This is a genomic window from Shewanella profunda, from assembly GCF_023283765.1.
Classification (GTDB): domain Bacteria; phylum Pseudomonadota; class Gammaproteobacteria; order Enterobacterales; family Shewanellaceae; genus Shewanella; species Shewanella profunda.
This window is the reverse complement of sequence record NZ_JAKILG010000004.1, coordinates 157,557-183,604: the sequence shown is the minus strand read 5'-3', so window position 1 is coordinate 183,604 and position 26,048 is coordinate 157,557. Positions and strand designations below refer to the sequence as shown.

Genomic DNA, 26,048 nt, shown 5'->3' with positions numbered 1-26,048 from the left:
GATGAGCTACTCCGTTATAAATCAAGATGGGGTGCATCTGTGCGACATCCCATTGAACGTCTACCAGGTGATACGTCGCCAATCCTTGTCTGCGTTGTGGCTTTACTGGGCGCAGAGCTTGAATTTGGTGAAGGTGCTCATTGCTTGCATCGGAAAGATGATCTTTGTGATGCCGGTAATGTGGTTCTGGGTGCTGGTGGTGTGCCGCTTGGTTGAACCAGAACGTATCTCAGACGTGTCAGGACTTATCTCTCCGGACGTGATCGGGTGGGCCGCTGGTGCGGCCATCACCCTCATTATCTTTTCCGTATTTACTCGCCCAGCGTTGTACGGATACCACAACTTTTTCAAGCAGCATATTTGCTCAAGAGTAAAGCAAGTAACGCCGGAACTCAGAACAGTCACTGGGCCACTGTTCTTTTACCGAAACGAAATTGGAACGATATAGAGAGGAACCATGAAAGTAACTAATAGACTCCAACTGCTGGCACTGGGGCTGTGTATGGCCGGTACTGCCATCGCGGCTCCTGATGTGCTCAATGACGACGCAAAGCTCAAGAACCTTGAGAAGGTGTGTCCCGACTGTAAGATGGTGGCAAAAGATGTACTCAATCTGCGGGTTGAAAACTGCCAGCTCAAAGACACTTCCAGTGCAATGATGATTGGCACCATGCAAAATGACCCTATGTTTTCGTTTATGCTGGCAGTACACACAGCGGCAGGCTCGGAGGCATACAAAACGGTAGTTGGTGCCGCTGGCAACCATGTTGACTGTGAAAACCCGTTGAACTGGATCAAGCTGACCCAGCAAGCGATTAAAGGAGGCAAAGTCTAATGCGTAAGAGAGATTTCTTTTTTGGAGAGGTGTATGAGGGGAGTGGAGGAGCCACTCTACGACTGAGTGATATGGAACCATTGGCAAGAAAAGTGTCGGCAGAGTTCTTCACTGCACAACTGAACCGTATGCTGAAAGAGCATGACGGTCAGTTGACGCTCAGCGATGGAACGTCGTACCCCAGCTTTTGGAGCTTCATCGACAAGGTTGTTCCAGAGCAGGTTGGTTTCGTGGAGATCTACGCTCGGCAGGATGTTAACGATAATGTTGAAGCGACACTGGCGTGTGACATCGTTTTGGTAAATGGTGTGATCACCGTTAAACCTCACTGGTGTGCTTACAAAGACATCAGGGCTGACGAAGTGATTTCCACCTTACTGGTGCCTTTGCATTTGAAGGCTCTCCAGGGTAAGGCTTACATTCGCTGGGATGATGGTGAAACCGAACCTCTGTTACAAAACGACGACTATCAGGCTGAACTTGAAAATGTGTTTAGTGTTTCCAAGTACCCATCAGCCATGAGCTGGGGCGATACAGCAGACCAGAAGGTTAAGCAGTACAAGATGGACCTTGAGTGCGCCACAGATGTTGGTCGTCGAGGTGTCTCATCAGAGCAAGCATGGGATGCTTATCGAGAACTCCGTTACAATAGAACAGTGTGAAACAAGCGGCCATTGGCCGCTTTGAACTTTCACATGTGAAAGTTTTTCGCCTCCCGCTCTTATCATCTCCTCGAATAAACCTCCATAAAGTGCCCAAAATGGGCCGTAACAGCACTGTTCCTAGATTGATCAATTAAGAGACGATTACTCCGTGATGACGACAAGTTATTTGGAGGGTCTATGTCCGCACAAGCTCACGTCAGAGAAAGCGAAAGCTCATCTGGTTCATTCATCTCCTGGCAGTTCCTTGTCTGGCAGGTGATGTTCGTTATAGGTGTTGTTGCAGGGATGAACCTGGAACACGCATTCAATTTTCTAGGTTAATGGGAGGAAGTGTGAACCTTAATAAACAATTTTTCTGGTTTTTGATGAACGCGGTGCTGATGTGCATCTTCATCGTTCCAGTGGCCGTCGCGTTTTGGCTGTCTGCTTTTGCGGCAGGTTTTGACTGGAGTCAGTGGGTTAAGTTGGCTGCTGATACGGCCAACAGAGCTGCAAGTGACCCGGCCAAGGCTCTGGGCACGGTTCAGACCTACTGGGGCATTCTCAGCTTCTTCCTGCTGGCGGCGTACAGTCTGATGTTCAAGTTTAAAGCCAATGCTAACAAGGAAGTGAAAACTCTGGGGGTGGCCCGACCAGCCAATGAAGTTAGCGTTGCGGCTTCGGAAAAACATTCGGAAGCGGTTCCTCAAAATCAATAACCGATCCAGTAAACGCAAAAAAGGCGGCTTAGGCCGCCTTTTTTTATTTGTCGCTGGAAGTGCCCGAAAAGGGCGCGAAGCCGTGGCAGAAAATCAGTGACCCTGAATGAGAATACAGGCCACTAGGAAAAGAAGAGGGTTGCTATGAAGCCTGTAAAGATACCGCGCCGGGTCGATGAGCCCCCGCATCTGCTGTTGTGGAGCGCAGATGAGTTGGCCCCAATGCTTTTGGGGCTAACGATAGGGGTCATCATCGGTAAGGCCCTGATCTGCTTTCTGGGGGGGTTACTTGTGACCAACCTTTATCGCCGATTCAGGGATAACCATCCGGATGGATACCTGCTCCACATGATCTACTGGGCCGGGTTCATCATGACCAAGGCCAAATCTCTCAAGAACCCGTTTGTCCGGAGGTATTTGCCTTGAACCTGAAAAAGTATCTCAAGACCTGGGAAGGGACCCAAACAGAAAATAAGTGGGGACGAATCTTCCAGGGTGGTCTTATTGCTATCGTTTTCCTGCTGGTGGTCCAAGTATTCAGCAAGGAAACCATCGTCACTATCCAGCCTTTCACGCTCACGGAAGAAGCCTGGGTGACGAAAAATAACGCCTCTCAGTCCTATAAAGAGGCTTGGGGTTTCGCTTTTGCTCAGCTCCTTGGCAATGTGACGCCAGGAACCGTTGACTTTGTGAAAGAACGGATCACCCCGCTTCTCTCCCCGAGCATCTATCAGGACGTGATTGATGCCATCGAAATTCAAGCTCAACAGATCAAGAACGACCGCGTAACCATGCGGTTTGAGCCGCGTTTTGTTGAGTACGAGCCCAAGAGCGACAAGGTGTTTGTCTACGGATATTCCTACGTCAAAGGGGCTTCTTCTAACGAAGAGCGTAGCGAACGCTCCTACGAGTTCGCCATCAAGATTTCAAACTACGCGCCCGTGCTGGACTACATCGACACCTATGTAGGAAAGCCACGCACCAAAACTGTTTTGGAGCAACTCCAGCGCAAAGAAGAAAACCGGAGAAAGCATGAAGAACAACGCTAAACTTTCGCTCCTGGCGCTGTCCTTGGCGCTTGGAACTTCAATGGCCTATGCCTCGGATGACATTCCTGTTGTCCCGGCCAGTGTTATGAAAAAGGATGTTCCTGCCCCTGTGACGTCAGGACAAAGCTCCCATGAGGTTGTGGGCAGCATGAATGAAAACCCCTTACTGACGATGAAGCCGGGGGTTAACCAGATCATCCCGATAGCCGTTGGTCATCCGAACCGAATCGTCACGCCTTTCAGCAATCCTGAGATCGTTTCAACATCTCTGACCGGGGCGACGGATAACGGCCAGTGTGGTGAGGTCTGCATCAAAGAGAATGTGGTCTATGTCGCCACGGATAAGCAGTATCCGGTGACTATGTTCATTACTGAAAAAGGCTCGGAAGCCCAAGCTCTCAGCCTGACGATGGTTCCCCGTCGTATTCCGCCCAGAGAAGTCTTTCTCAAGCTCGATGGTGGTGTAGGTATCACTGGTGCTTTTGCCAATACCAAGGCTGAGACCTGGGAACAGAGCCAGCCTTATGTCGAAACCATCCGGTCAGTATTCCGCAAGATTGCTCTTGGTGAAGTCCCTCAAGGTTACACGTTGAACCGCATCCCTGCTGGTGCTGCGGTGCCGAGCTGCGCTCATCCTGGGGTAAAGGTGGATTTCAGCAAGGGGCAATACATGATGGGCCACCACCTTAACGTGTTCATCGGTGTCGCCCTGAACGTCTCTGATCAGCCTATTGAGTTCAAAGAGGCGTTGTGTGGGAGCTGGGATGTGGCTGCGGTGACTACGTGGCCGCTTAACGTGCTTGAGCCCGGCCAGAAGACGGAGATCTATGTGGCGAAGAAGCAGAAGCGTGGTCTCGCACCAACGTCTAAGCGTCCATCGCTGCTGGGAGGTGCCCAATGATTAAGCGATTTTGGACACAGTTAGACCCCAACAAGAAGCGTTGGGTGTCTATCGCTGGCGGCGTCTTCGTTCTTTTTGCGGTCGTGACAATGTTCTCTGGTGAACCCAAGAAAGAAGAGAAGCGCGGTCGCCAAGAAACCATCAAGCACGTTCTCACAGACAAAAACACCCGTGAGATCGGGATAGATTCGTTGTCTGCCGATGTGAAGATGGTGTCTCGTGAAAACTCCGACCTGAAAAAGGAGCTGGAACGAGTCAAGAAAGAGCTGGAGGAAACCAAAACCACTGCCGGGAAATCCAGTGATGTTGGCCGTGAGATGACCCGCCTTCGTCAAGATTTGGACCGCCTGACCCAGAAGAACATGGAATTGGCTAAGAAAGTCGAAACCGGCGCTGCTGGTGGAAAAACATCCTCTTCATCAGAGGATGCCAGAGCCGATGTTAATGGTGCATCTGGTGGTGATGGTCAGTTCATGGAGAAAAAGCTCGACTACAAAGATCCAGCATCCTTTTTTCGGGACGCACCGCTTCCTGACTCGAAGGGTGGGGCTCCTGCAACTGGCAAGGGAGATGGTCGTGATGCAACTAAACCAGGCATCCAAATAGTGAGCTACTCGCAGAAAGCGCCAGAAGTTGAAGAGAAGGACAACAAGGATGATGAGTCTATCTACCTACCTTCTGGCTCCATCCTGACAGGGGTGCTCATCAACGGTATGGACGCACCAACATCTCAAGGTGCTCGTCGAGATCCGTTCCCTTCGACCCTCAGGATTCAGAAAGAGGCTATTTTGCCTAACCGCTTCCGTGCGGATGTTCGTGAGTGCTTCCTGATTGTTTCAGGCTATGGAGATCTCAGTTCAGAGCGAGCGTACCTGCGTGGCGAGACCTTCTCGTGCGTTCGGGATGATGGGGGGGTCATAGAAGCGAAGCTGGATTCCTATGCAGTGGGTGAAGACGGTAAGGCCGGTGTCCGTGGTCGCGTCGTATCGAAGCAGGGGCAAATCATCGCCAAGAGCTTGATGGCAGGCTTCCTTGGTGGCGTTTCCGAAGCCTTTGACGTCAATCCTGTGCCGGTCGTCAGCACTAACCCTGGCTCAAATACCCAGTACCAGTCTGTGTTCTCCGACCAGATGTTGCAGGGAGCAGCAGTGAAGGGGGCCAGTAAGGCGCTAGATCGCATCGCTCAGTTCTATATCGACATGGCCGAAGGCATCTTCCCCGTTATCGAGGTCGATGCTGGCCGTCAGGTAGACATCATCGTGACCAAAGGAACCAAGCTACAAATTCGTTCCACCGGGGGAACCAAGAAATGAAAAATTTGAACATTTTGACCAGAAAGGGCAGTTCCAGAGGCGAGGCTCAAAAGGAACAGGCAGTAAGATCCGCAAAGATGTTGGGGGTGGGTGCAGCGCTACTTATTTTGTCGGGCTGTTCGACGTTCAACATCGGCAAGGATGAGTATAGCTGTCCGGGAATGCCGAATGGTGTTCAGTGTATGTCAGCGCGAGACGTTTACGCCGCAACCAATGACGGAAATGTCCCGCGCCCAATGAAACCAGAGGAAGTCGAGGCCAAAGCGGAAGCGGATGGCGAAGGTTCCTCAAACGTTTCAGCGAACTCATCTAGCTCCGGAGACCCGGTGATTGACAACTATGTCGCACCGCGTCTTCCGGATCGCCCGATTCCAATTCGTACACCAGCACAGGTTATGCGGATTTGGGTAGCTCCCTGGGAGGACACCAATGGTGATCTCATCGTGACAGGGTATGTCTATACCGAAATCGAACCGCGCAGGTGGGTGATTGGGGATGGCACACCGCAAAGTGAGCCAGTTTTGAGACCGCTGCAAACGGTACAACACGAACCGAAGTCTGAAACAACCAAATAGGAGATGTTCTTGATGAACGCAAATCAGTTGGCGAATGCCTCAAGTAAAAACAACGCACTCTTCCTCTTCCTGGGGTTGATGGCGGTAGCCTTCCTGCTCGTGCCGGATCAGGCCCACGCTGGTACTGGTGGTACAGCGTTTGACGACGTATGGGTAACTCTCAAGGATTGGACCCAAGGTACTTTGGGTCGAATCGTTGCGGGTGCGATGATCCTGGTCGGTGTTGTTGGTGGTATCGCTCGCCAGAGCCTCATGGCTTTCGCTATGGGTATCGGTGGCGGTATGGGCCTGTACAACTCCCCGACCGTAGTGGAATCCATCATGTCTGCTACTCTGGAACATGCAGAGAAGGTCATCCCGGCTGTTGTGCAACTCAGCAATGGCCTGGGGGTGTAAAAGACACCTTGCCGTTAATCAACGGGTGATAGGGGCAGCCTAAAAGCTGCCCTTATTTTTTGGCAAAAAGTCCAGTCATAACAAATTCCAACTATTTCCTTATTTGCTCAAAAAGGGCACTTCCACAGCCCATGTTTATGCACTCCCTCCCGTAACCTCCAGCATTGGGTTCTTGTAACTCAAAACGAATGGAGAATGCGATGATCAATTTCAAGCCTAAAATTCCGGCGATGCTTGGGGCTCTGGCGGTTCTTACCGCTGGTGCTGCTCATGCAGAGCTGCTGGAATACACCTTTAAGGCTCCAGATGGTACGCAACGGTCTCTGACTCCGAATGCCAACTATGCCAACCCAACGGGCAATATCTCGTTTGCCTTGAGTGCCGGTATCGACCGAAAGGTAAAGATTTCGGTGATTCGGTCGGATGGAACAGTGGTTTCGACAGCGACCAGCCACCTTCTTGGGGCTACTGATCGCATCACAGTGGGTGGAAAATCCTACTATGGTGCGGAACTTCAACTACCGGCTCCTTCCGAGGGAGTCTACAAACTAAGGGCCGAAATACTGGCGTCAGACGGAAGTTCCGTTCAGACTGATGAATACCCGCTTCAAGTCGATACGACAGCGCCAAGTTTGGCAAACGTGACAGTAAAAGGGGAATGGAACCGGGCGCTTTCTGATGGAACGCTACTGCGAGGTCCTAACCGATTTTCAGGTATAGATGTGTCTGCATCTGATGCCGGTTCTTCGGTTTCCTCTATACAGGCGTATGCTGTAGATAGCAAAGGCAAGAGGAGTCCTGTTGTCTCGGTTAATTACGCCAACGGCCAAGGCCAGTTGTTGAACTGGAGCACTGTGTTCCCTAATGGGGAGGATCTATATACGCTTCATTTCGAGGCCCTGGATAAAGCAGGGAACAAAGGGTCAATAGCCTATCCTATTGCTTGGGATTCAGTAGGTGCAAAGTCTGGAGAGAATCCTGAGCCAGTAGCAGTGTATGACCCTAAGAACCCGCAGGCCTCAACTTTTAAGGTTAATGGTCAGGCCCTATCAGGTTTTGCGCCTTATCAGAACGGAATGACCATTTATTCCGATACCTACAGGGTGCTCTACCGGATACCCAAAACAAACTCCTATCCTTCTTCACCTTACGGTGCTCAAAGCGGTAACTGGTGTGATTATAAAAACTGTATTGAAGGCAATATCATTGCCGAAGACGGTACATATGATTATCGGCAGACGCAAGCTGATGTATTCCAGCAACATGGGACAAAAACTAAGTCGTTTATTATTTACGACTGGGTTATGAACTCTCTTGGTAATACATCCGTCAGTGTGAAAGCTGATCCATCGGTTAGCTTGGCTCCCATCGGTAAGTATGTTGAATATCTTAGGGATGATGGTCAGTGGGTCCGCGGTGAAACCATTAATATGAGCTCAGTTAACCATTATAAAAAACTGAGATTTCATGTTGAGCCGAGACCTTACGCTCAGGAGTTATGGGGATCTTGGTTGCCTACTACTAAAATTCCGGCAAATGCTTCTTATGCAGAAGTGGATACGGATATATCGTTCAGTGGGCGCTCATGTTCATGGCCTGGATATTGGTCTCGACCGGAAGGGAAGCCTGAACTTCCGTCTGATCGGATTGGGGCAACGTTCTGCTATGACCTTAACCCTCCTGAAATTGCTGGGTTAGAACGAAATGGGCGGATTTTTAAAGCTCATTTCCGTGAGCCTGATTCATTTGACGGTTGGGGGGTTAACCAGTGGGTTATTTCTAACAACTCAAGTGCGTCTGCGATAACCTCGACTGGCGAAGAACGTCCGTTGTCTCGTACTGAAGTTCTTCGTAGTAGCACAAATGATTGGTTTTTCACATTTTCTGCTGAGAATCTGTCAGAGGGCACATATACCGGCATATCTCTCGTAGCTAAAGATGCTTTCGGTAATGAGGTTAAGCAGGTATTCACTGGCTCCCAATATGCTATGAGCATAGATAATTCAGCGCCGACACTAACCGTATCGATCAGTGATGGAGCACCAATCCAGTCTTTGGATGATGTTGTAATCACCTTGACTGATACTGCCGACCCGAGTCCTAAGCTGACCTCTATTGCCCTCGTCGGAGGCCCAGCCGATGACAAGGTGCAGTTGTCTTGGCGTGAGGAGTCGAAAGGTCGATTCCGCCTTGAGTACCCGGTAATGTTCCCGTCTTTGAAGGAAGGGGAATCTTACACGCTGACTGTTTCCGGTGAGGACGCACAAGGCAACGCGGTTCAAAAGGCGGTTGGCTTCGAGTACAAACCGCGTCAGGTGATGCTGGCGGATGGGATGGATGGCAAGGTTATGGTCCCCGCTGTCACTCATGAATTTGTTCATGCAGATGGCAAGCGGATCATCGAGACCAAGCCGCTGACGCTCAGTGATGGTGCTGTCGTGACAGGTTCATACGACGTGTTTGCGACCCTCCGTTCTGATGCGAAAGTGCCGCTGGTGGTGAATGGGGTGCGTATCGAGCCGGGCCAGACAATGGGGATCATGAGCCAACATGATTTCGGTGCGTCAGGTGGTCGTTTGAGCATTCCGGTTAAACCGGCTGTTCCTGATGTGGTCGGCTCTTCCAGTCTTCTTGTCATGACCTCCGCGCCGAACTCACCCATCTTGGTTGTGGACATCAATACCTGGAAAGGGACGGCCAAGCTCTCGGCTGAATCATGGACAATTCGCCAGGTTATTGACCCGGTGAAAATCTATGCCCTGCCAGAGTCGGGTGTGCCTTGCCGGTTCACCACGAAAGAGGATGTGGCTATGGCCGCAGACCCAATTCGTGACCCGGTGTGTTTGCTCCAATGGGACAGAACTCCGGATGAGGCTGAACAAACTACGCAGGACAACAACGGGATGAAAGTTGCCGGGCTGGTGGGGCAGGCTGTGAGCATTGGTGAACAACCTGTCGAATACAGCCTGTACCTGTTCAGTGGTGACGGTTCCAAGGTAAAAGTTGGGTCTGGCTCTCAGAACCTGACGGTAACTACTGCCTATGGCTCTGTTGGTTACACCCCGATTGATGACATTGCTCAGGTGAATCGCGTCATTGAAGACTTTGATGTGAACTTCAAGCAGAGCAAAGGTCCTGACTGTTCAATCACCCTCAGTGCTGACCGTGCGAAAAACGAGGCCGCGAACAAAGCTGTTGGCAGCGCAAGCCGCACCTGTCTGTTCGAGTGGCAGCAGATCCCCGATGGACTGGTCCAAGACCCGTTATCGGAATCTCCTTCGTTGTCAGGTTCCCTGGCCGAGAACGGTGATCACCCTCTGGGGTGGCGGGTAAGTATTTTCACCCGCAATGGCACTCGGGTGACGTTGAACGACGAGACTTTCAATGTTGAAGCCGTTGATCCACCAGCTCCGACCGTTGAACTGGCCTCCGACTACAACTTCAAGGACAACATCTACATGGTGCCGATGACAGGTAACTACCTGGGTGATGCCATTATCAACTCTGAACGAGCTGATCTGGATATTGCCATATCGCGCAACTCGGATGTTCTTGAGTCTGAGACCTTCATTCCGGGATGGGGTGCCACCAATAAGGTGTATCGCCGCATCAATACCGATGAGCGAGCGTTGTGGGAAGAAACCACCTACAAGGTGAACGCAGCCTACAACAAGGTTCCTGATGTGAAGACTGAGGTTGTCTACCGGGCTATCTCTGCACCTTCTGACAGCATCCGTCCTATTGTTGAGGTTGAAGGTGATACCGCGATTGATACCCAGGCATTGCCGGTTAGGGTTCTCATCCGTGATCAGTACAAACCTGATGGTGACTATGACGCCAACACGATGGGGGCGTGGAAAGTACGCCTGATCCAACAAAAGGCCTACAACGAGACGGTTGCTCTCACTGATTATGCGGAAGCATCGAACGGTGAAGCTCAGTTCTCAGTAGACCTGTCTGGTGTGGATACTTCCTCTGTCCGTATCGCCGCTGAGGCTGTTCTGGAAAGCCCTGTTGAGGGTTACAACCGCACAGAGTTGTCTATCAGACCTGCCTTCTTGACAGTGCTTCGTGGTGGAGCCATCGGTGCTGGAGTAGAGGCTCGCAAGTTGTCTGGTGAAGCTCCGTTCACTGCTGTGTTCAAGTTATCTCTGGATGACCGTCAGGATCTCCGGGCTACCGGCCAGGTTGTGTGGGAAACCAGTAAGGACGACGGTAAAACCTGGGAACAGTTCATCCCAGAAGATCGATACAAGTATCAGCTTGTGAAGACCTTCGACAAAGGTGAGTACCAGGTTCGAGCCAAGGTGGTGAACGTCAACTCAGGCGCGGAAAAGTACACCGAAGCGGTCAGTGTTGTCGCTTACGACAAACCTGATATTGCTGTTGTCGGCCCGACCACGTTGTTTGTGGGAAGTGAAGGCAAGTACACCGCGAACCTGACGTTGAACGATGAGCCAATCTCCGGTGGCAATGCCGTTGTTGAGTGGTCCACTGACGGTGGCAAAACCTACGCGCAGACAGGGGATAGCATCACGCTTTCGAGCGATGAAGAAACCCGATACCGCCTGTGGGCTCGTGTGCGCTCTGCCACGGCCCCGGCTGATGACGGCTATGCCTATGAAGTTGCGAAAACGGCGGTTGACTTCCGAGCAGTGAAGGCACCTCGTCCTTACGTGACAGGGCCGCGAGTTATTGAGACCGGCAAGAAGTATGTGTTCAAAGCCGAAACCAGCCTGCCTTACCGTGGGATGGACGTGAAGCTGAACGGTTTCTTCACGCTGCCTGATGGCTCGATTGTGCAGGGTGATACTGCTGAGTACGTACCATCTGACACTGACCTCAATCAGGCTACTGTAGAAACGAAGTACACCACCTGGATCGAAGGATACCGAGATCAGGGTGCAGAGGCTTCGCATAGCCTACGCTCCCGCGTTTGGCAGTATGTATGGCCGAGCTTCGGAATGCAGGTTAGGAAGAACGCGGACGTGGCTCCTGCGACGATCACCGCGTCAGTGCGGCCAATTGCCTTCAACGGCAAGCTGGAAGAGCCGACCTACGAGTGGGAGTTGCCGGAAGGCGCTGTGATTCAGGATCAGCGGCAGGATATTGTCCGGTCCTTTGTGATCAATGAGCCGGGTGATTACAACATCAAGGTCACTGTCCGTGATGCTCGCGGCCATGAGACCGTGATCGAGCAACCGCTCAAGATCGGCCAGGCAGCGCCCTATGCCATTGACCTGCAATACTCTGGCTCGAACAAATACGAGCGTGAGCCTCTGGATGTGCTGTTGCGACCGTACATTTCTGGCGGCCACCCACGCGACCGTATTTCGACTCGCGTCTACTCGGTAGATGGTACGCCATTGGAAAGCAGTGGTTACTACGGCAGAGCAACTCTGGGCGCTGGTGAGCACAGCATCAAGCTGAAAATAACCTCAGAAATGGGGCATGAAGCTGAGGGCGAGGTGAACATCAATGTGGCAGAGAACAAGTTGCCTGCATGTAGCCTGAGCTCACGAGAGACCGTTGGGTCGTGGATCGTTTATGCGAACTGCGAAGATACCGATGGCCGCATGAAGTCCTACGAATGGACCATTGCCGGTGAGTTGCAGAGCATCAGCTCTGATCGAGTGACGATCAGCAAGGGCACCTATGAAACGATGCCGACCATCTCTCTGGTTGGGGTCGATGACTCTGGTGGCAAATCCGAAGCTGTTACCATGAACTAAGGTTCATTCCTCTCAAAGCCCGGTTCAGACCGGGCTTTTTTTTTGTATCGCGCTGGAATTGTCCAAATTGGGCTATTACAGAGGCGAGTCTATTTCCCTCCCCCGGATACACTGCCCAGCATCCAGTAATCCAATCTTAGGGGATAGACATGCGGACAAAATTACTTGGGGCGCTGATGGTGTTCGGGATTATTACCGGCACGGCTCATGCGTCATCGAAATTGGAAATCACCGATCCCAGAGCGGCGAAGATAGAGGACATCGTAGAGCTACCCATCAAAGGGGTGCGAGCCGTCCAAAGTGATGGGCAGATCATGTTCCTCTCTGAAAACGGGCGATTTGTTATTTCAGGACAAATCTACGACCTGTGGAGCAAGAAGCCCCTCAACACGATGTCCCAAATGAGGGATGTAGCGGAGCGTATCCACTTCAAGAGCATGGGCATGGATGTGGACACGCTGAACACCGTGTCGATGGGGCGTGGTGACAAAGAGGTGGTGGTCTTTGTCGATCCTAGATGCGCGGTTTGCCATCAGCTCATGGGGGATGCCAAATCGCTGGTGGATGATTACACCTTTAAATTTATCGTGATTCCTGCTCTGGGTGCTGAGTCCAACCGCTTGGCAAAGAACTTGTACTGCGCGAAAGACAAAACCCACGCGCTCGATGCGCTGATGAACAACACCTTGGGTTCCCTTCCTTCAAAAGAAACCTGCGACCCCGGCCAATACGATCAAACGCTGCTGACAGCTCATTTCATTGGGATTGAGGGCGTTCCGTTCGTGGTTGCTCCGGATGGTCGTGTCAGCAAAGGACGTCCGAAGAACCTGAAATCATGGTTGGAGAGTGTTGAATGATCGTAACCATCAAAAAGAAACTCGAAGAAACGTTGATCCCGGAGCACTTGCGAGCTGCCGGGATTATTCCTGTCCTGGCCTATGACGAAGACGATCATGTCTTCCTTATGGATGACCACAGTGCAGGCTTTGGTTTCATGTGTGAGCCCCTGTGTGGTGCCGATGAAAAAGTTCAGGAGCGAATGAACGGTTTCCTGAATCAGGAGTTCCCGTCGAAGACTACGCTCCAGTTTGTTCTGTTCCGCTCCCCGGACATCAATCAGGAGATGTACCGGATGATGGGGTTGCGTGATGGCTTCCGTCACGAGCTGCTGACATCTGTCATCAAGGAAAGGATTAACTTCCTCCAGCATCACACGACAGATCGCATATTTGCCAAGACCAACAAAGGTATCTACGACAATGGCTTGATCCAAGACCTCAAGCTGTTCGTTACGTGCAAAGTCCCCATCAAGAACAATAACCCGACTGAAAGCGAACTCCAGCAGCTCGCACAGCTTCGCACGAAGGTCGAATCATCGCTTCAAACCGTTGGTCTGCGTCCCCGCACAATGACGGCGGTGAACTACATCCGGGTCATGAGCACCATCCTGAATTGGGGGCCGGATGCTTCATGGCGACATGACTCTGTGGATTGGGAGATGGATAAGCCCATCTGCGAGCAAATCTTCGATTACGGCACTGATGTGGAAGTCAGCAAGAACGGCATCAGGCTGGGTGACTACCACGCGAAAGTCATGTCAGCGAAAAAGCTGCCTGACGTTTTCTACTTTGGTGATGCGTTGACCTATGCCGGGGATCTCAGCGGCGGCAACTCCAGCATCAAAGAAAACTACATGGTCGTGACCAATGTGTTTTTCCCTGAGGCAGAAAGCACGAAAAACACTCTGGAGCGCAAACGCCAGTTCACTGTAAACCAAGCCTACGGGCCGATGCTCAAATTCGTGCCGGTGCTGGCGGACAAAAAGGAGAGCTTCGACACTCTCTATGAGTCCATGAAAGAGGGGGCTAAGCCAGTCAAGATCACCTACTCGGTGGTTTTATTTGCTCCAACTAAAGAACGTGTTGAAGCGGCGGCGATGGCAGCACGAAACATCTGGCGTGAATCTCGGTTCGAGCTGATGGAGGATAAGTTCGTTGCTCTGCCGATGTTCCTCAACTGCCTGCCATTCTGTACAGACCGGGATGCAGTGCGAGACCTATTCCGCTACAAGACCATGACAACCGAGCAGGCGGCTGTGGTCCTGCCGGTGTTTGGGGAATGGAAGGGGACCGGGACCTATCATGCAGCGCTGATTTCCCGCAACGGCCAGCTCATGAGTCTGTCTCTTCACGACAGTAATACCAACAAGAACCTGGTGATCGCAGCCGAATCCGGCTCGGGTAAATCGTTCCTTACCAACGAACTGATTTTTTCCTACTTGTCCGAGGGGGCTCAGGTCTGGGTTATTGATGCCGGTAAGTCCTACCAGAAGTTGTCGGAAATGCTCAATGGCGACTTCGTTCACTTTGAAGAAGGAACGCACGTCTGCCTCAACCCGTTTGAGCTCATACAGAACTACGAGGACGAAGAAGACGCGATAGTCAGCCTCGTTTGTGCGATGGCTTCGGCTAAGGGCTTGCTGGATGAATGGCAAATCTCTGCGTTGAAACAGGTCCTTTCTCGCCTGTGGGAAGAGAAAGGTAAAGAGATGAAGGTTGACGACATCGCTGAGCGCTGCCTGGAAGAAGAAAATGACCAGCGCCTCAAGGATATTGGTCAGCAGCTCTACGCCTTTACGTCGCAGGGCAGCTACGGGAAATACTTCTCTCGCAAGAACAACGTCAGCTTCCAGAACCAGTTCACTGTACTGGAGCTCGATGAACTGCAAGGGCGTAAGCACTTGCGTCAGGTTGTACTACTCCAGCTTATTTACCAGATCCAACAAGAAGTATTCCTGGGTGAACGTAACCGCAAGAAAGTCGTCATCGTGGATGAGGCCTGGGACCTGCTCAAAGAAGGCGAGGTCTCGGTCTTCATGGAACATGCCTACCGCAAATTCCGTAAGTACGGTGGCTCCGTTGTCATTGCAACGCAGTCCATCAACGACCTCTATGAGAACGCAGTGGGCCGCGCCATCGCGGAGAACTCGGCCAGCATGTACTTGCTCGGCCAAACCGAAGAAACCGTGGAATCTGTTAAACGTAGCGGTCGTCTGACCCTTTCAGAGGGCGGGTTCCACACCCTCAAGACGGTACACACCATCCAAGGCGTGTACTCAGAAATCTTTATCAAATCGAAGAGCGGTATGGGCGTCGGTCGCTTGATAGTGGGCGACTTCCAGAAGCTACTTTATTCGACCGATCCGGTGGACGTTAACGCCATCGACCAGTTTGTGAAACAAGGCATGAGCATCCCTGAGGCAATCAAGGCCGTGATGCGAAGCCGTCAGCAGGCTGCATAACCAGGGAGACAGTAATGGACATTAAATCAATCGCAATCGCCGCCATTCTCGGTGCCGCTGGTGGCTTCGGCGGTAGCTACTACGTGATGAGCGAACAAACGGCAAGCATCCATCAGCGTTTGAATCAAACCCCGCCAGTGGTCGTGGTTGACTTCGCTAAAGTGGCGTCGGCGTATCCCGCTGGTGCCTCTCAGGCGGAAGTCGAAAGGCTGATGGTCAAGACCAATGACGCAATTTTGAAGTTGAAAGACGCAGGTTATTTGGTCCTTGACGCAAGTGCTGTCGTCGGGGCTCCAAGTGACGTGTACCTCCCTGATGAGGTGCTGAAATGAAATTTCCACTCAAGAAGTATTTCGTCAAAAAGGAATCCTGGAAGCGCTTCGGGGTTAAAGCCGGTGTGACACTACTGGTTCTTTGGGCTGCTGGTGCGGCCTTTGCCAGCCGCTACCGTATTGGCATTGATCCACAACAGGAGAAGTGCCTGCCGGGTTACACCTTCTTCCTCATTGATCTGAACGACCAGACTCTGGAGAGGGGAGCTGTTTACGCCTTTCACGCCAAGAACATGCAGCCTTTCTACAAGGACGGGACTCGCATGGTCAAAATCCTCACCGGTATGCCGGGGGATAAAGTCGAGATCAACGATAAGTGGAAGATCACCGTCAATGGTGATGTCGTCGGAGAGGGGCTCCAGCTCGCAGGGAAACTACATCTGCCAGAGAGCCACTTTTACGGCAAGGCCACGCTGAAAGAGAACAACTACTGGTTTATGGGCAAAAGCCCATTCAGCTTCGACTCACGTTACTGGGGGACTGTGAAAAATGATCAGATCATTGGCCGCGCATATCCCCTGTTCTAAGAGCGTTCTGGTGGCGTTGATGTTCTCTGTGGCTGGCGGGGCATACGCTCAAGAGTCTCCGCTCACAGAGCAGGATAAGGCGCTTATTGAGCAAGGAAAGCAAATTGCCCAAAAGGCCCAGAAGATGGAAATGCCATCTCTGTTGCAAAACCAACACATGGACGAGGCTCAGGCCGAAGCCAAGGCATTTTTCAAGCAGCTCCAGTCAACTAACCCGACGCTAAAGGAAATGCACCGCAAGCAGGCCGAAAAGGGTATTTATACCGACCATCGGATACTGGTTTTCGCCTCGCTGTCTCTTGGCGATCAGGGGTTGGATGATGTCCTCACAGCGGTGTCAGGCCAGCCTGATGCTGTAATTGTGTTCCGTGGAATCCCGGAAGGAATGAACCTGGGGCAGGGGGTTAAAGCTATTCAGGCGCTCGCGGCCAAAAAAGACCCAGTGCCGAACATCATCATCAACCCTACGTTGTTCAAAACGTACAACATCACAGCCGTTCCCACGATTGTGATGCTGGAGGATGAGCCGTTGCCTGGCGAACAACCAAACGTCGTCGCCCAGGTCTCCGGGTTGTCCGACCCGGTATGGTTGGCTCGGGAAGTGGATAACGGAGAAAAAGGCGATCTCGGCGTTAAGGGGCCGGTGGAGAAAATCAGCGAGCCAGACCTTATTGATGTTGCCAAGAAACGCCTTGCCAATATCGACTGGGAAGAGAAGAAGAAACAGGCTGTAGAGCGCTTCTGGACCAAGCAAAACTTCAATGAGCTACCCAGAGCGCCCAAATCTCGAACCCGAGAGATTGACCCCAGCGTCATGATCACCAGTGACATAAGCACTCCGGATGGCACTGTGTTCGCTCACGCTGGTGACGTGATTAACCCGTTGTGCGATCCGAAGGAAGTTTGCAAGCCTGGAACGCGGCCATTTACCCAAGCAGTTGTGGTTTTCGACCCACTGGACAAAAAGCAAATGGAGCTGCTCGCCAAGAAGCTGCCTGAAATCAAGCAGGAACCTGGCGTACAACGGATCACCTATATCGCTACAGAGTTCGATAAAGACAAAGGCTGGGATTCCTACAAGAGTGTCACCGACAACTTTGACGCGCCGGTATATCTGCTGACGCCAGATCTGATTACCCGGTTCGAGCTGGAGCACACTCCGAGCATCATTACAGCCAGAGGCAAGAAGTTTGTCGTCCGCGAACTTGCTGAGGAGGGCGGTGAATGATTTTTGCCCCGGCTTTCCAACCAATTAAAGACGTCGGCACTGGTTCGTTTGTCGCTGCTGAGGTACTGGCTCGTTGGTACGACGAAGGCCGGGTTCTTACGCCATCCTCTCTTTCATCACCTCCTCACTGGGGGCTGGTGGACATGGAGGTGGCGCGGTTCATTCACGACAATCTTCACCTTTGCCAGGATCGGTATCCGACTCTCTTCCTGAACGTCTCCGAACAAACTTTGTACTCAGGCGTCATTTTCAAAGCCTGGGCGCGAGTTATCCAATCCATTGCTGAGAATCACTCATCACGGCTTGTCATCGAGATTACAGAGGGCATTCAGGACGCCTCACTCGCATCGAGATGGGCCGCTCTGACCGAAATAGGGGTTGAGCTGGCGCTGGATGACTATGGAGACAAAAACTCTTCTCTGGAGCGCCTGAGCCGTTATGACTGGCACTATTGCAAGTTTGACGCGAGAAGACTGCGGTCGCTTGAAGACTACCCGGCCATCCTCCACTGCCGCCGAAAAGGCATACAGCTCATTGCTGAGCAGGTGGAGAGCTTCCCATTGGGGGAGAGTGCCAAATTACTTGGACTGTCATGGCAACAAGGTTTCTATCACGGGAAGCCTGCTGTCATGGAGAAACATTTGAATTACGTAAAGGCCTTACCATGATACAAAAAATCCTACGGATCATGGCCGTTAGCGCGGTCTTTTGGGTTAGCTCTGTATCGGCTGACCCTGGGTGCCAGAATGCGGAAGTGATCGGCGGAAAACTGATTACTGACATCTGCTGGAGCTGTATTTTCCCTATCAAAGTCGCAGGGGTTCCGATAAGTGGAGGTGGCGGTTCTTATCCAAGTGATGCAGTCACTTCACCGTTATGTGCCTGCGATGACAACCTTGGGGTGCCTCGACCCGGTGTTACTACTTCCATGTGGGAGCCAGCAAGGTTAGTCGAGTTTCAGAGAGTGCCAGGATGCTCCTCTGTGTTGAATGGGACTCGCTTCCCCTTTGATAGAACGAATCAAGGCCATCATGGAATGGGAGATATGGATGGGGGTGATGGCTCATTCATGCACTATCACTATTACGCATTTCCATTACTTATAATGCTTGACCTTTTTATCAAACAAACGTGCAACGCTGATGGATATATGGATCTCGACATCATGTACATGTCGGAGCTTGATCCCACTTGGAACAATGATGAGCTGGCCTTTTTCACCAACCCAGAAGCGGCGGCAGTGGCAAACCCGATTGCGGCGGCTGCATGTACTGCTGATGCGGTCTCTTCGACAGCAGGAAAGCCACTCAAGCAACTTTTCTGGTGTGCAGGTTCTTGGGGAACTCTATATCCATTTAGCGGCAACCAAAATGGTGGGAAGGGCGTGATTCGTGATAGCAGCCTCTTGAGCGCCAGAGTTCTGGCTGCGCTCCATCGTCGAGGTCTCGCGTGGAAAACAATGGGGTCCGAAGCGATGTGCCGTGGGGTTATCAGCCCGACACTACCGAAAACGCAGTACAAATTCACACTGCTGCATCCTGTTCCGGAAACCAACTCATCCCATGTGATGGGGGAATCCACTTTGACGTGGGGATTGGCTCGCACAATACCCGCTATTGGTCAGGACCCAATCTACACAATTTGGCGTTGGAATGATTGCTGCAACAACTAACCAATTTGCTCGTTTTTAATGGGTGTTTTACGTGATGCCCAAAAAGGGCCACAGGACGTACATGTGGCCTTTCTCTTCTCAGATAGCATGGGGAGATTGAAGTGGAGAACACAATGCGAAGTCATAATCATTTTATGAGAGCCGTGGCCTCGCTGTTGACAGTTACCATGTCTGTGCTGCCGATACATTCCTATGCAAACGGTAGCCAAGACCCGGACATCACAGCGGTGGGCAAAGAGGCCCAGGCATTCGGGCAAAACCTCTCAAACTCATTCAAGTCGAGCTCAGGAACCGTGCAAAATGGCACTATCTCGATGCCAACGTTGAAGGATGGGCAGTTCCAGATGAATGGAGGGAGTCAGATCAATGTCAATGATTTATTCCCTGGTACGAGTGGAAGCAATAATAAGCCTGATAGCTATTATTTCCCTGACGCTAACAAGCCTGATGTTGGAGGCCTACAGGGAATTTATGATTCTGGCGACAACATGGATAGTGTTGGTAATAACGCCAAAGGGTCTCTTTGGAGTGATGCCAATAGTGCAAACCCATCTATTTCTGGCGCAGCATACAAGGTTCTTCTTGATGCCTCCAATCGCTCTCGCCCTGATTTTAGTAATGACCCGGTTCTTAATTTGAGTAAAAAAACCTATGAAGATATGGATCTTATTGCTGAGGGGTTTGGAGATTGCTCCGCTGAGACAACAATTAGTAAGGGGACTATAAATGCTCACGTACCTGAGTATGAACGATGCCAGCGAGTAATTAAGCCGACAGGTGATTGCGATATAATTCACTCTCTTGGGATCAGTAGCACTGTAGAAAATGTTTACGTCGCATCAAAAGGTAGAACATGGTACACAGTGCAATTTGACCTAAAAAATGGGTCATGGAACGCAATATCTCCATCAGACGGAGAACAAAAAGTTGCTCAAATCCCTACTGTTGATTACAACGCAATGTGTAGTGGGGCTGTAAACTTCAAAACGGATCTCATTGGTTCATGGGACTGGCCTGAACACGGCATCCCAGGGAAGATAGATTCCACCGTTATTTATAGGGTAAAGCAATATCCCTCTTGCGAAAACGGGTTAGTAGGTATTGTCCAAATACAAGATACAACGGCCTCTGATGACCTTGATTGGGTTCTTGGGGGAAGGTTTTCATTTAGATTCACAAAGCAAGAAGAAGATAAATGGATACCGCAGTCTTGTATTGATGATGCTCAAAAACTACAAGACGGCTTTTGCACCGGCTCAATGAATGTGGTTGAAGGCGCTCAGAATGACGTTGATTGCATTGTTGTTAATGGCGCAACGATATGTCCTGGCGACTCCTTTTACAACACGTTAAAACCCTCGCCACTTCCTGGTGTACCGAGGTTAGCCCAAAAAGTTCGTCTATCTAAATTGCAGTGCGATTTTAACGTCGGCCAAATGGAATGTTGGACTGATCCTCAAGGTGTTGAGCATTGTCCAAGTAATGACGGCTCTAACTTAAACTCTTGTGCTGCACTGGAAAGCAACCCTCAGTGTGGTTTCATTAGCTCTGAATGTGTTGATGGTGCAGCAGGATCTTCGGGGCAATGTTACGTATTCAAAGATACCTATGATTGCGGTACTGATGTTGATGTTCCTACATTAGAGAAAAACACTGAATTTCAATGTGGCGGCCCTATACGCTGCATGGGGGATGATTGTCTTGACGTAACGAAATCTCAAAGCACAGATTTTGCAAGGGCTACTGCATTATTGAATGCTGCACAGTTCTTAACTCAAGATATGAGTTGTACAGACAGTGCAACCGAGGAAGGCGGTGACGGTAACGTTGACCAAGGATGTACAGTATTTGGTGGAGAACCTGGTGAATGTAAAATTGCTGTAGGCGGGGTATCTGATTGCTGTGAAAAGCCCACCAACATCTCTCTTGCTGATTATCTAAACTTGATTATGGCCGTACCAAAGCTCGATGGCGCAGTTATCGGATTGAGTGATGGAAATGCGCTTAAAGGTGCATATCAGGTTTTGAGAGAGCCAGCCTTAGAAGGATGGACAGAAGTTACAAAACCGTTCACGAGCTACATCGAAAATGTTTCTGGTTCAGTGGATTCATTCTTTCAGCCTGTTGAGCAATTTGTAGACCAGCTTATTGACGAGCTCAAAGAGCAAGTTAAAAAAGTAATGATGGATGTTATGAAAACAGCCGGTGAAGATGCAGCTACTGAACAAGCCGCTGCCGCAGCATCGGAGCAGGCTGCCGAAGCGATGATGGAATCAGCGGCAACATGGCTTAGTACCGCTATGACGATATACACCGTGTATGTCGTCGCAATGGTAATGATCCAGATGATTTATGCGTGTGAGGAAGAAGAGTTTACGATGAATGCCAAGAGGGCGTTAAAGAACTGCACCTATGTTGGTTCGTATTGTAAATCTAAGGTTCTTGGTGCTTGTATTGAAGAGCGAGAATCATATTGTTGTTTCAACTCACCGCTATCTCGCATCATTCAAGAACAGATCCGTCCTCAGTTGGGTGAATCATTCGGAAGCCCCAAAGAGCCTCAATGCGGAGGAATCCCTTTGGAAAAAGTAGCAGAAATTGATTGGAGTAAGATAAATCTTGATGAGTGGTTAGGCATATTGCAACAAAATGGGAAATTCCCAGATCCAAGTTCGATAAACCTTGATTCACTCACAGGCTCTGGCAACGACTTTAATATTGATGGCACACGAAAAAATGCACAAGAGAGAGCGCTTGAGCGGCTACAAGGTATAGATGTTGACGCAAAACGTAGAGAGGCAACAAGTAGTATAGATCCTCACACTGGAGCCCCGACCAATGGTGGTGGTGGGTAAAAAAAGGGGGCCGAAAGGCCCCTTTTTTAATGCCTGCTGGTTAGGCCTGTGGGTAAACAAAGAGCTCAGGCTTGCCTTGCTCCAGAAGGTAAGGGAATGCAACTTTGTCGCCATTCTCCAGTTCCACTGATTTCGGAGCAAGGTAAAGGTATGCCCAACCTGGTAGCTGCTTGCTAATGGCTGCGTAGATCGCTTGCTGAGGAGCGTGACTGGCTGTTCCATTGCCAACATTCACAAAGTTGTATGCGGTCTCATGACCTGATGTAAAGGCATACGCGCCACCTTGAACACCTGTGACAAAATCAGGCGCTGTCCCTATGAGAGGCTCTACGATTTTCACTTTGATAGAGCACATGTCCGCTACTTTGCTTTGTCCATTCACCCACGTTGGGCAATCCCATTCGTTCTTGTAGAACTGGTAGGTGAGGCGACCGTCTTTGTCATACAGAAGCGTGAAACTTGCACCCAAGTCTGTCAGAGCTGACTCGATGGAAACTTTCACATGTGAAAGTAGTTTGCTCTGGGCATCTGCCGGTGAGGTTGCCTCTTTAGCAGGCATCCAAGCGAACAAACTATTGCGAGCTCCGTGCTGTTTGGGGCCTATAGCCCAGTTCGCAAGGTTTACTAAGCCACCTTGCCAGTCGGTCATTCCGAGCCGAGGTGACATGTATCCAGACAGCACATAGGCTGCGCCAAATGTTTTGGTGTCGGTAAGGCGTTCCAGTTTGTCACGCGGAACAGAAGCGTCTTGAATGCCTGTTACTAGGCCACCGGCCTCCGCGATGTTGTAAGCGCGACTGTGATTGGTTTTGTACGCTGTAGGTTCGTAACTGCTGGTGGATGCACAGCCAGACAGAGCTGCTACTGCCATAGACAAGGTGGTGATTAAAACCTTTTTCATGTTGTTCTCCGTTCTTACCTGAGTTGAATCTGATTTACTTCGATAATATCACGGCATCATAAAATGCAACCATAAAAGACAAAAAAAAGCCCCTCGGGCGAGGGGCAAAGGGTTGGGTTGGGTTATGCTGCTTTCTCTTCACCAGTTTTCTCGGCTTCGTCTGCGATTTCCTTGTCGCCGGTTTCAGATTCAGGAGCAGCCTCGGCCACTTCACCCTCTTTGCCTTTGCTGTGGGCGGAAATGCGAGCTCGTTTCTCGATGCCGATGATTCGACCGGCCAGCTTAATGAGGCGTTGCTGCCATTGGTAAGTGGCGTCGGTACGCTGCTTGCTGGTCAGTACGGTGTTCAGCCAGAGGGTGTCAACGATCCCCATAAGTGTATCCAGTTTACGGATCAGATGTGCAAACTGGGCGACCTGAGGAGAGTTGATCTCAATGGTGTATTCGTTCGGGTTGGTGTAGCCGGGCATCATGTCGATGCCGTTGTCTTCCATCAGCTTGTTTAGCTGAGCGGTAGCTTTGTCTAAGTCTTCGGATACTTTGGATATGTGTTCCAAGATGACGGTTTCAACCTGGTCGATTTCGTCCTGTTCACCGATGATACGAAGAATAACGTCAATGGAAAACAGGGAGTTGGACACTCGCTCAAAGCTGCGTTCCATAACGCGCTGAGCTTGGAGGCTGTTTACTTTCAGAACTTGCTTGAAAACAGGGCGAGAGTAGTGGTTGCTGCGGTCGCTGTTTGTGCCCACTGCTGCTTGTGCTTCTGCCATTAGAGATACTCCTAAGTTGAGGTACAGATAAACGCACTGGAAAGGATAAATGCGGTCAATCTGTAACCTGACATCTCTAAGTGCCCAAAATGGACAGTTACAGCGTTTTCTGTTGAGCGAAGGTGAGCTATATTTAATCCATCTTAGTCGCTCTGCGGCTATATGTGCGATAGCTGGTCGCCAAAAACAAACAGCATCTAGTCTTATGCCGTATGGCATTACTTAACCCCAAGCCGGGGGCTTCTCCCGGTATTCGGGTGTTGCCCCTGATTTTTCTATAGGAGCAACATCATGCACATCATCACTTTCATTGTAGTTCTGCTTGCATCTCTGGGCGCACTGTATGTAGGCGCGAAGGCTTTTGCTTTTTCCTTCATCGCTCTCGCTAAAGTGTTCCAGCGTATCGGTTTGTTCCTTTGGAACAAATTCGCAGTTCCTGCAATGCGGTCTGTACAGGCCGTCATCAAAGAACGTACTGCTAAGATTGAACAAGCCAAAGCAGTCGTTGAACCTGAGGTCACTCAAGTTCAAAACGTCGCTAAACAAGAACCTGATTGGGATTATCTCGAAATCCCGACTTACCTTCGTAAGGGCAAGGAGCTTGTTTGGTAATAACTGTCGTTGAGCAATCTTCGACACTTTCAAACCCATCGGGGCAAGCATACCCCGACGGGGATGTTGCCCCTTTTTTGCTTAGGAGCAACATCATGGAAATCGCTATCATCGCTTTGTGTATCCCTACTGGTTGGGCAATCTCTCGTCCTTTCGTGAGAATCGCTGAATCGTTCGGCTACTGCTGATAGTCAACGCAAAGAGAGGGGTTCCCCCTCTCTTTCTGGTCAAGCCTCTGTGGCTTGTCCTCAAAGCCTTCTGGTGTCAGTTGGCTTTGAGGACAAGCTACAGGGGGAATGTCTAATGCAACAGAATCTTCATGTTTACGACGATCACGCAGGCATCATCTATTTGGCTGATGGACGCGAGGTGAAATTTGATCCGAAACTGTATTCCAGCTCCTACCAGGCGCACAGTGAAGCAGTGAAGTGGGCCAAAGAAACCGGGGTCATTGGTCAAGACGACGATGTGGTGATGTTCGTCCATTGAGAGAGTAGTCTCCAGGAGAGGCTACTCTCCTCACTCCTTAAAAGTCTTCTTACTCATGGTAAAGCCATCAGTAAGCAGATTTTGTCCTCCCTGAGGGCGAAAACGTGCGATAGCTGGTCGCCAAAAACAAACAGCAAATTAACGTTAATTTACTAGCCCAACCGGGCGCATCCGCCCGGTTGGGGACGTGGTGCGCCTTTCACAATAGGAGCTCCACTATGTCTCAATACTCTCAATTCTCAGTAAGCAAGGTTTTCGGTATGCCCAGCATTCCGGAGAAGGTAACGGCCATCGGCTACGCTGACGGTTCAAACCCTTTTATCCCTGCCACTGATACCAACTACGTTTTCCGCAAAGAGTTTCTGCGAGAGGTCTTGGCCTATCTCAAAGAGCCTGGCGGTGACGCATTGTTCGTAACCGGCCCTACCGGGTCTGGCAAAACCTCAGGTATCACCGAGATCGCTGGTCGTCTCAACTGGCCTGTTCAGCAAATCACTGCCCACGGGCGGATGGAGCTGACAGATCTGATTGGACATCACGCTCTGGTCGCGGAAAAGCCTGGTCAACCGCCTGTCATGAAGTTCATGTATGGACCTCTGGCAGTCGCTATGCGTGAAGGTCATCTGCTCCTCATCAACGAGGTGGATTTGGCCGACCCTGCCGAGCTGGCTGGTCTCAATGATGTCCTTGAAGGGCGTCCTCTTGTGATCGCTCAGAATGGCGGGGAAATCATCAAGCCGCACCCGATGTTTCGTGTGGTCGTTACTGGTAACTCTACGGGGTCCGGTGATGCTTCTGGTTTGTACCAGGGGGTGATGATGCAGAACCTCGCAGCTATGGATCGCTATCGTTTCACCAAAGTAGGGTATGCGGATGAAGAAGCTGAACTCAGCATTCTTGGCCGTGTTACTCCGAAACTTCCGGAAAATGTGCGGAAGGGAATGGTTCGGATTGCTAATCAAGTCCGCAAACTGTTTCTTGGTGAAAACGGTGAAGATGGTCAGATCAGCGTCACCATGTCCACCCGGACGTTGGTGCGTTGGGCAAAACTGTCTCTGGCGTTCCGTGGTGCCCCAAATGCTCTTGAATACGCCCTGGATCAAGCTCTGCTTATCCGTGCGGCCAAAGAGGAGCGTGAAGCCATCCTGCGTGTTGCGAAGGATGTGTTCGGGGACCAATGGCGCTAAGGGGTGA

At 50.8% G+C, this 26,048-nt stretch carries 25 protein-coding genes; 23 read left to right on the top strand and 2 right to left on the bottom strand.

Annotated elements, in window-relative coordinates:
• Nucleotide 1: 1 nt before the first annotated feature.
• The 20 genes from L2744_RS03985 (at nt 2) to traN (ending at nt 22,079) form a co-directional block, all read left to right on the top strand.
• The gene (locus L2744_RS03985) at nt 2-448 is read left to right on the top strand and encodes a hypothetical protein (protein WP_151819903.1); all 447 of its coding nucleotides are present in this window, start codon (nt 2-4) and stop codon (nt 446-448) included.
• Nucleotides 449-457: 9 nt separating this feature from the next.
• Nucleotides 458-835, top strand: a complete 378-nt coding sequence (locus L2744_RS03980; protein ID WP_151819904.1) for a hypothetical protein — start codon at nt 458-460, stop codon at nt 833-835.
• Complete coding sequence (locus tag L2744_RS03975) at nt 835-1,497, top strand: hypothetical protein (protein ID WP_161647205.1); 663 nt, start codon at nt 835-837, stop codon at nt 1,495-1,497. The genes L2744_RS03980 and L2744_RS03975 overlap by 1 nt, the downstream gene beginning before the upstream one ends.
• A gap of 180 nt (nt 1,498-1,677) precedes the next feature.
• The gene (locus L2744_RS03970; protein WP_001275801.1) at nt 1,678-1,821 is read left to right on the top strand and encodes a hypothetical protein; all 144 of its coding nucleotides are present in this window, start codon (nt 1,678-1,680) and stop codon (nt 1,819-1,821) included.
• Nucleotides 1,822-1,832: 11 nt separating this feature from the next.
• Entirely contained in the window at nt 1,833-2,198 is a 366-nt protein-coding gene (locus tag L2744_RS03965) for a hypothetical protein (RefSeq protein WP_001052531.1), read from the top strand.
• Nucleotides 2,199-2,342: 144 nt separating this feature from the next.
• Nucleotides 2,343-2,624, top strand: coding sequence for a type IV conjugative transfer system protein TraL (gene traL / locus L2744_RS03960; protein WP_000805625.1), 282 nt, complete (start codon nt 2,343-2,345; stop codon nt 2,622-2,624).
• Nucleotides 2,621-3,247: a TraE/TraK family type IV conjugative transfer system protein gene (locus L2744_RS03955; RefSeq protein ID WP_001049716.1), complete on the top strand. Its 627-nt coding sequence runs from the start codon at nt 2,621-2,623 to the stop codon at nt 3,245-3,247. Before traL ends, L2744_RS03955 begins: the two co-directional genes overlap by 4 nt.
• On the top strand, nt 3,231-4,148 hold the full coding sequence (locus L2744_RS03950) for a type-F conjugative transfer system secretin TraK (protein WP_000794249.1): 918 nt from the start codon (nt 3,231-3,233) through the stop codon (nt 4,146-4,148). The genes L2744_RS03955 and L2744_RS03950 overlap by 17 nt, the downstream gene beginning before the upstream one ends.
• Nucleotides 4,148-5,461, top strand: coding sequence for a TraB/VirB10 family protein (locus tag L2744_RS03945; protein ID WP_024131605.1), 1,314 nt, complete (start codon nt 4,148-4,150; stop codon nt 5,459-5,461). Before L2744_RS03950 ends, L2744_RS03945 begins: the two co-directional genes overlap by 1 nt.
• Complete coding sequence (gene traV / locus L2744_RS03940; RefSeq protein WP_000793435.1) at nt 5,458-6,036, top strand: type IV conjugative transfer system lipoprotein TraV; 579 nt, start codon at nt 5,458-5,460, stop codon at nt 6,034-6,036. The genes L2744_RS03945 and traV overlap by 4 nt, the downstream gene beginning before the upstream one ends.
• A gap of 12 nt (nt 6,037-6,048) precedes the next feature.
• The gene (traA, locus tag L2744_RS03935) at nt 6,049-6,432 is read left to right on the top strand and encodes a TraA family conjugative transfer protein (protein ID WP_024126917.1); all 384 of its coding nucleotides are present in this window, start codon (nt 6,049-6,051) and stop codon (nt 6,430-6,432) included.
• A 200-nt stretch (nt 6,433-6,632) separates the two neighbouring features.
• Entirely contained in the window at nt 6,633-12,164 is a 5,532-nt protein-coding gene (locus tag L2744_RS03930; RefSeq protein ID WP_248990713.1) for an Ig-like domain-containing protein, read from the top strand.
• A gap of 149 nt (nt 12,165-12,313) precedes the next feature.
• On the top strand, nt 12,314-13,021 hold the full coding sequence (locus L2744_RS03925) for a DsbC family protein (protein WP_001259347.1): 708 nt from the start codon (nt 12,314-12,316) through the stop codon (nt 13,019-13,021).
• Nucleotides 13,018-15,465 carry a type IV secretion system protein TraC gene (gene traC / locus L2744_RS03920; RefSeq protein WP_248990712.1) on the top strand — a complete coding sequence of 816 codons (2,448 nt, stop codon included), beginning with the start codon at nt 13,018-13,020 and terminating at the stop codon, nt 15,463-15,465. Before L2744_RS03925 ends, traC begins: the two co-directional genes overlap by 4 nt.
• Nucleotides 15,466-15,479: 14 nt before the next feature.
• Nucleotides 15,480-15,797 (top strand): hypothetical protein, encoded by a 318-nt coding sequence (locus tag L2744_RS03915; protein ID WP_011872858.1) that lies wholly within the window; start codon nt 15,480-15,482, stop codon nt 15,795-15,797.
• Nucleotides 15,794-16,324 (top strand): S26 family signal peptidase, encoded by a 531-nt coding sequence (locus tag L2744_RS03910; RefSeq protein WP_021293639.1) that lies wholly within the window; start codon nt 15,794-15,796, stop codon nt 16,322-16,324. Before L2744_RS03915 ends, L2744_RS03910 begins: the two co-directional genes overlap by 4 nt.
• A 19-nt stretch (nt 16,325-16,343) precedes the next feature.
• On the top strand, nt 16,344-17,552 hold the full coding sequence (locus L2744_RS03905; protein ID WP_243843171.1) for a TrbC family F-type conjugative pilus assembly protein: 1,209 nt from the start codon (nt 16,344-16,346) through the stop codon (nt 17,550-17,552).
• The gene (locus L2744_RS03900) at nt 17,549-18,220 is read left to right on the top strand and encodes an EAL domain-containing protein (protein ID WP_121926691.1); all 672 of its coding nucleotides are present in this window, start codon (nt 17,549-17,551) and stop codon (nt 18,218-18,220) included. Before L2744_RS03905 ends, L2744_RS03900 begins: the two co-directional genes overlap by 4 nt.
• Complete coding sequence (locus L2744_RS03895; RefSeq protein ID WP_435890693.1) at nt 18,145-19,224, top strand: TraU family protein; 1,080 nt, start codon at nt 18,145-18,147, stop codon at nt 19,222-19,224. Before L2744_RS03900 ends, L2744_RS03895 begins: the two co-directional genes overlap by 76 nt.
• Before the next feature lie 113 nt (nt 19,225-19,337).
• Nucleotides 19,338-22,079: a conjugal transfer mating pair stabilization protein TraN gene (gene traN / locus L2744_RS03890; RefSeq protein ID WP_248990711.1), complete on the top strand. Its 2,742-nt coding sequence runs from the start codon at nt 19,338-19,340 to the stop codon at nt 22,077-22,079.
• Between the two features lie 40 nt (nt 22,080-22,119).
• On the opposite strand, the gene L2744_RS03885 is transcribed toward traN, so the two are convergent.
• A complete protein-coding gene (locus L2744_RS03885; protein WP_248990710.1) occupies nt 22,120-22,980 on the bottom strand; it encodes a hypothetical protein in 861 nt (286 codons plus the stop codon).
• 122 nt (nt 22,981-23,102) lie between these two features.
• Nucleotides 23,103-23,753: a hypothetical protein gene (locus L2744_RS03880; RefSeq protein ID WP_025887084.1), complete on the bottom strand. Its 651-nt coding sequence runs from the start codon at nt 23,751-23,753 to the stop codon at nt 23,103-23,105.
• Nucleotides 23,754-24,044: 291 nt separating this feature from the next.
• On the opposite strand from L2744_RS03880, the gene L2744_RS03875 reads away from it, so the two are divergent.
• From L2744_RS03875 to L2744_RS03865, 3 genes are all read left to right on the top strand, one after another.
• Complete coding sequence (locus L2744_RS03875; protein WP_121926688.1) at nt 24,045-24,365, top strand: hypothetical protein; 321 nt, start codon at nt 24,045-24,047, stop codon at nt 24,363-24,365.
• A gap of 303 nt (nt 24,366-24,668) precedes the next feature.
• On the top strand, nt 24,669-24,854 hold the full coding sequence (locus L2744_RS03870; RefSeq protein WP_001186916.1) for a hypothetical protein: 186 nt from the start codon (nt 24,669-24,671) through the stop codon (nt 24,852-24,854).
• A 218-nt stretch (nt 24,855-25,072) separates the two neighbouring features.
• Entirely contained in the window at nt 25,073-26,041 is a 969-nt protein-coding gene (locus tag L2744_RS03865; RefSeq protein ID WP_000085162.1) for an AAA family ATPase, read from the top strand.
• The last annotated feature ends 7 nt before the right edge of the window (nt 26,042-26,048 follow it).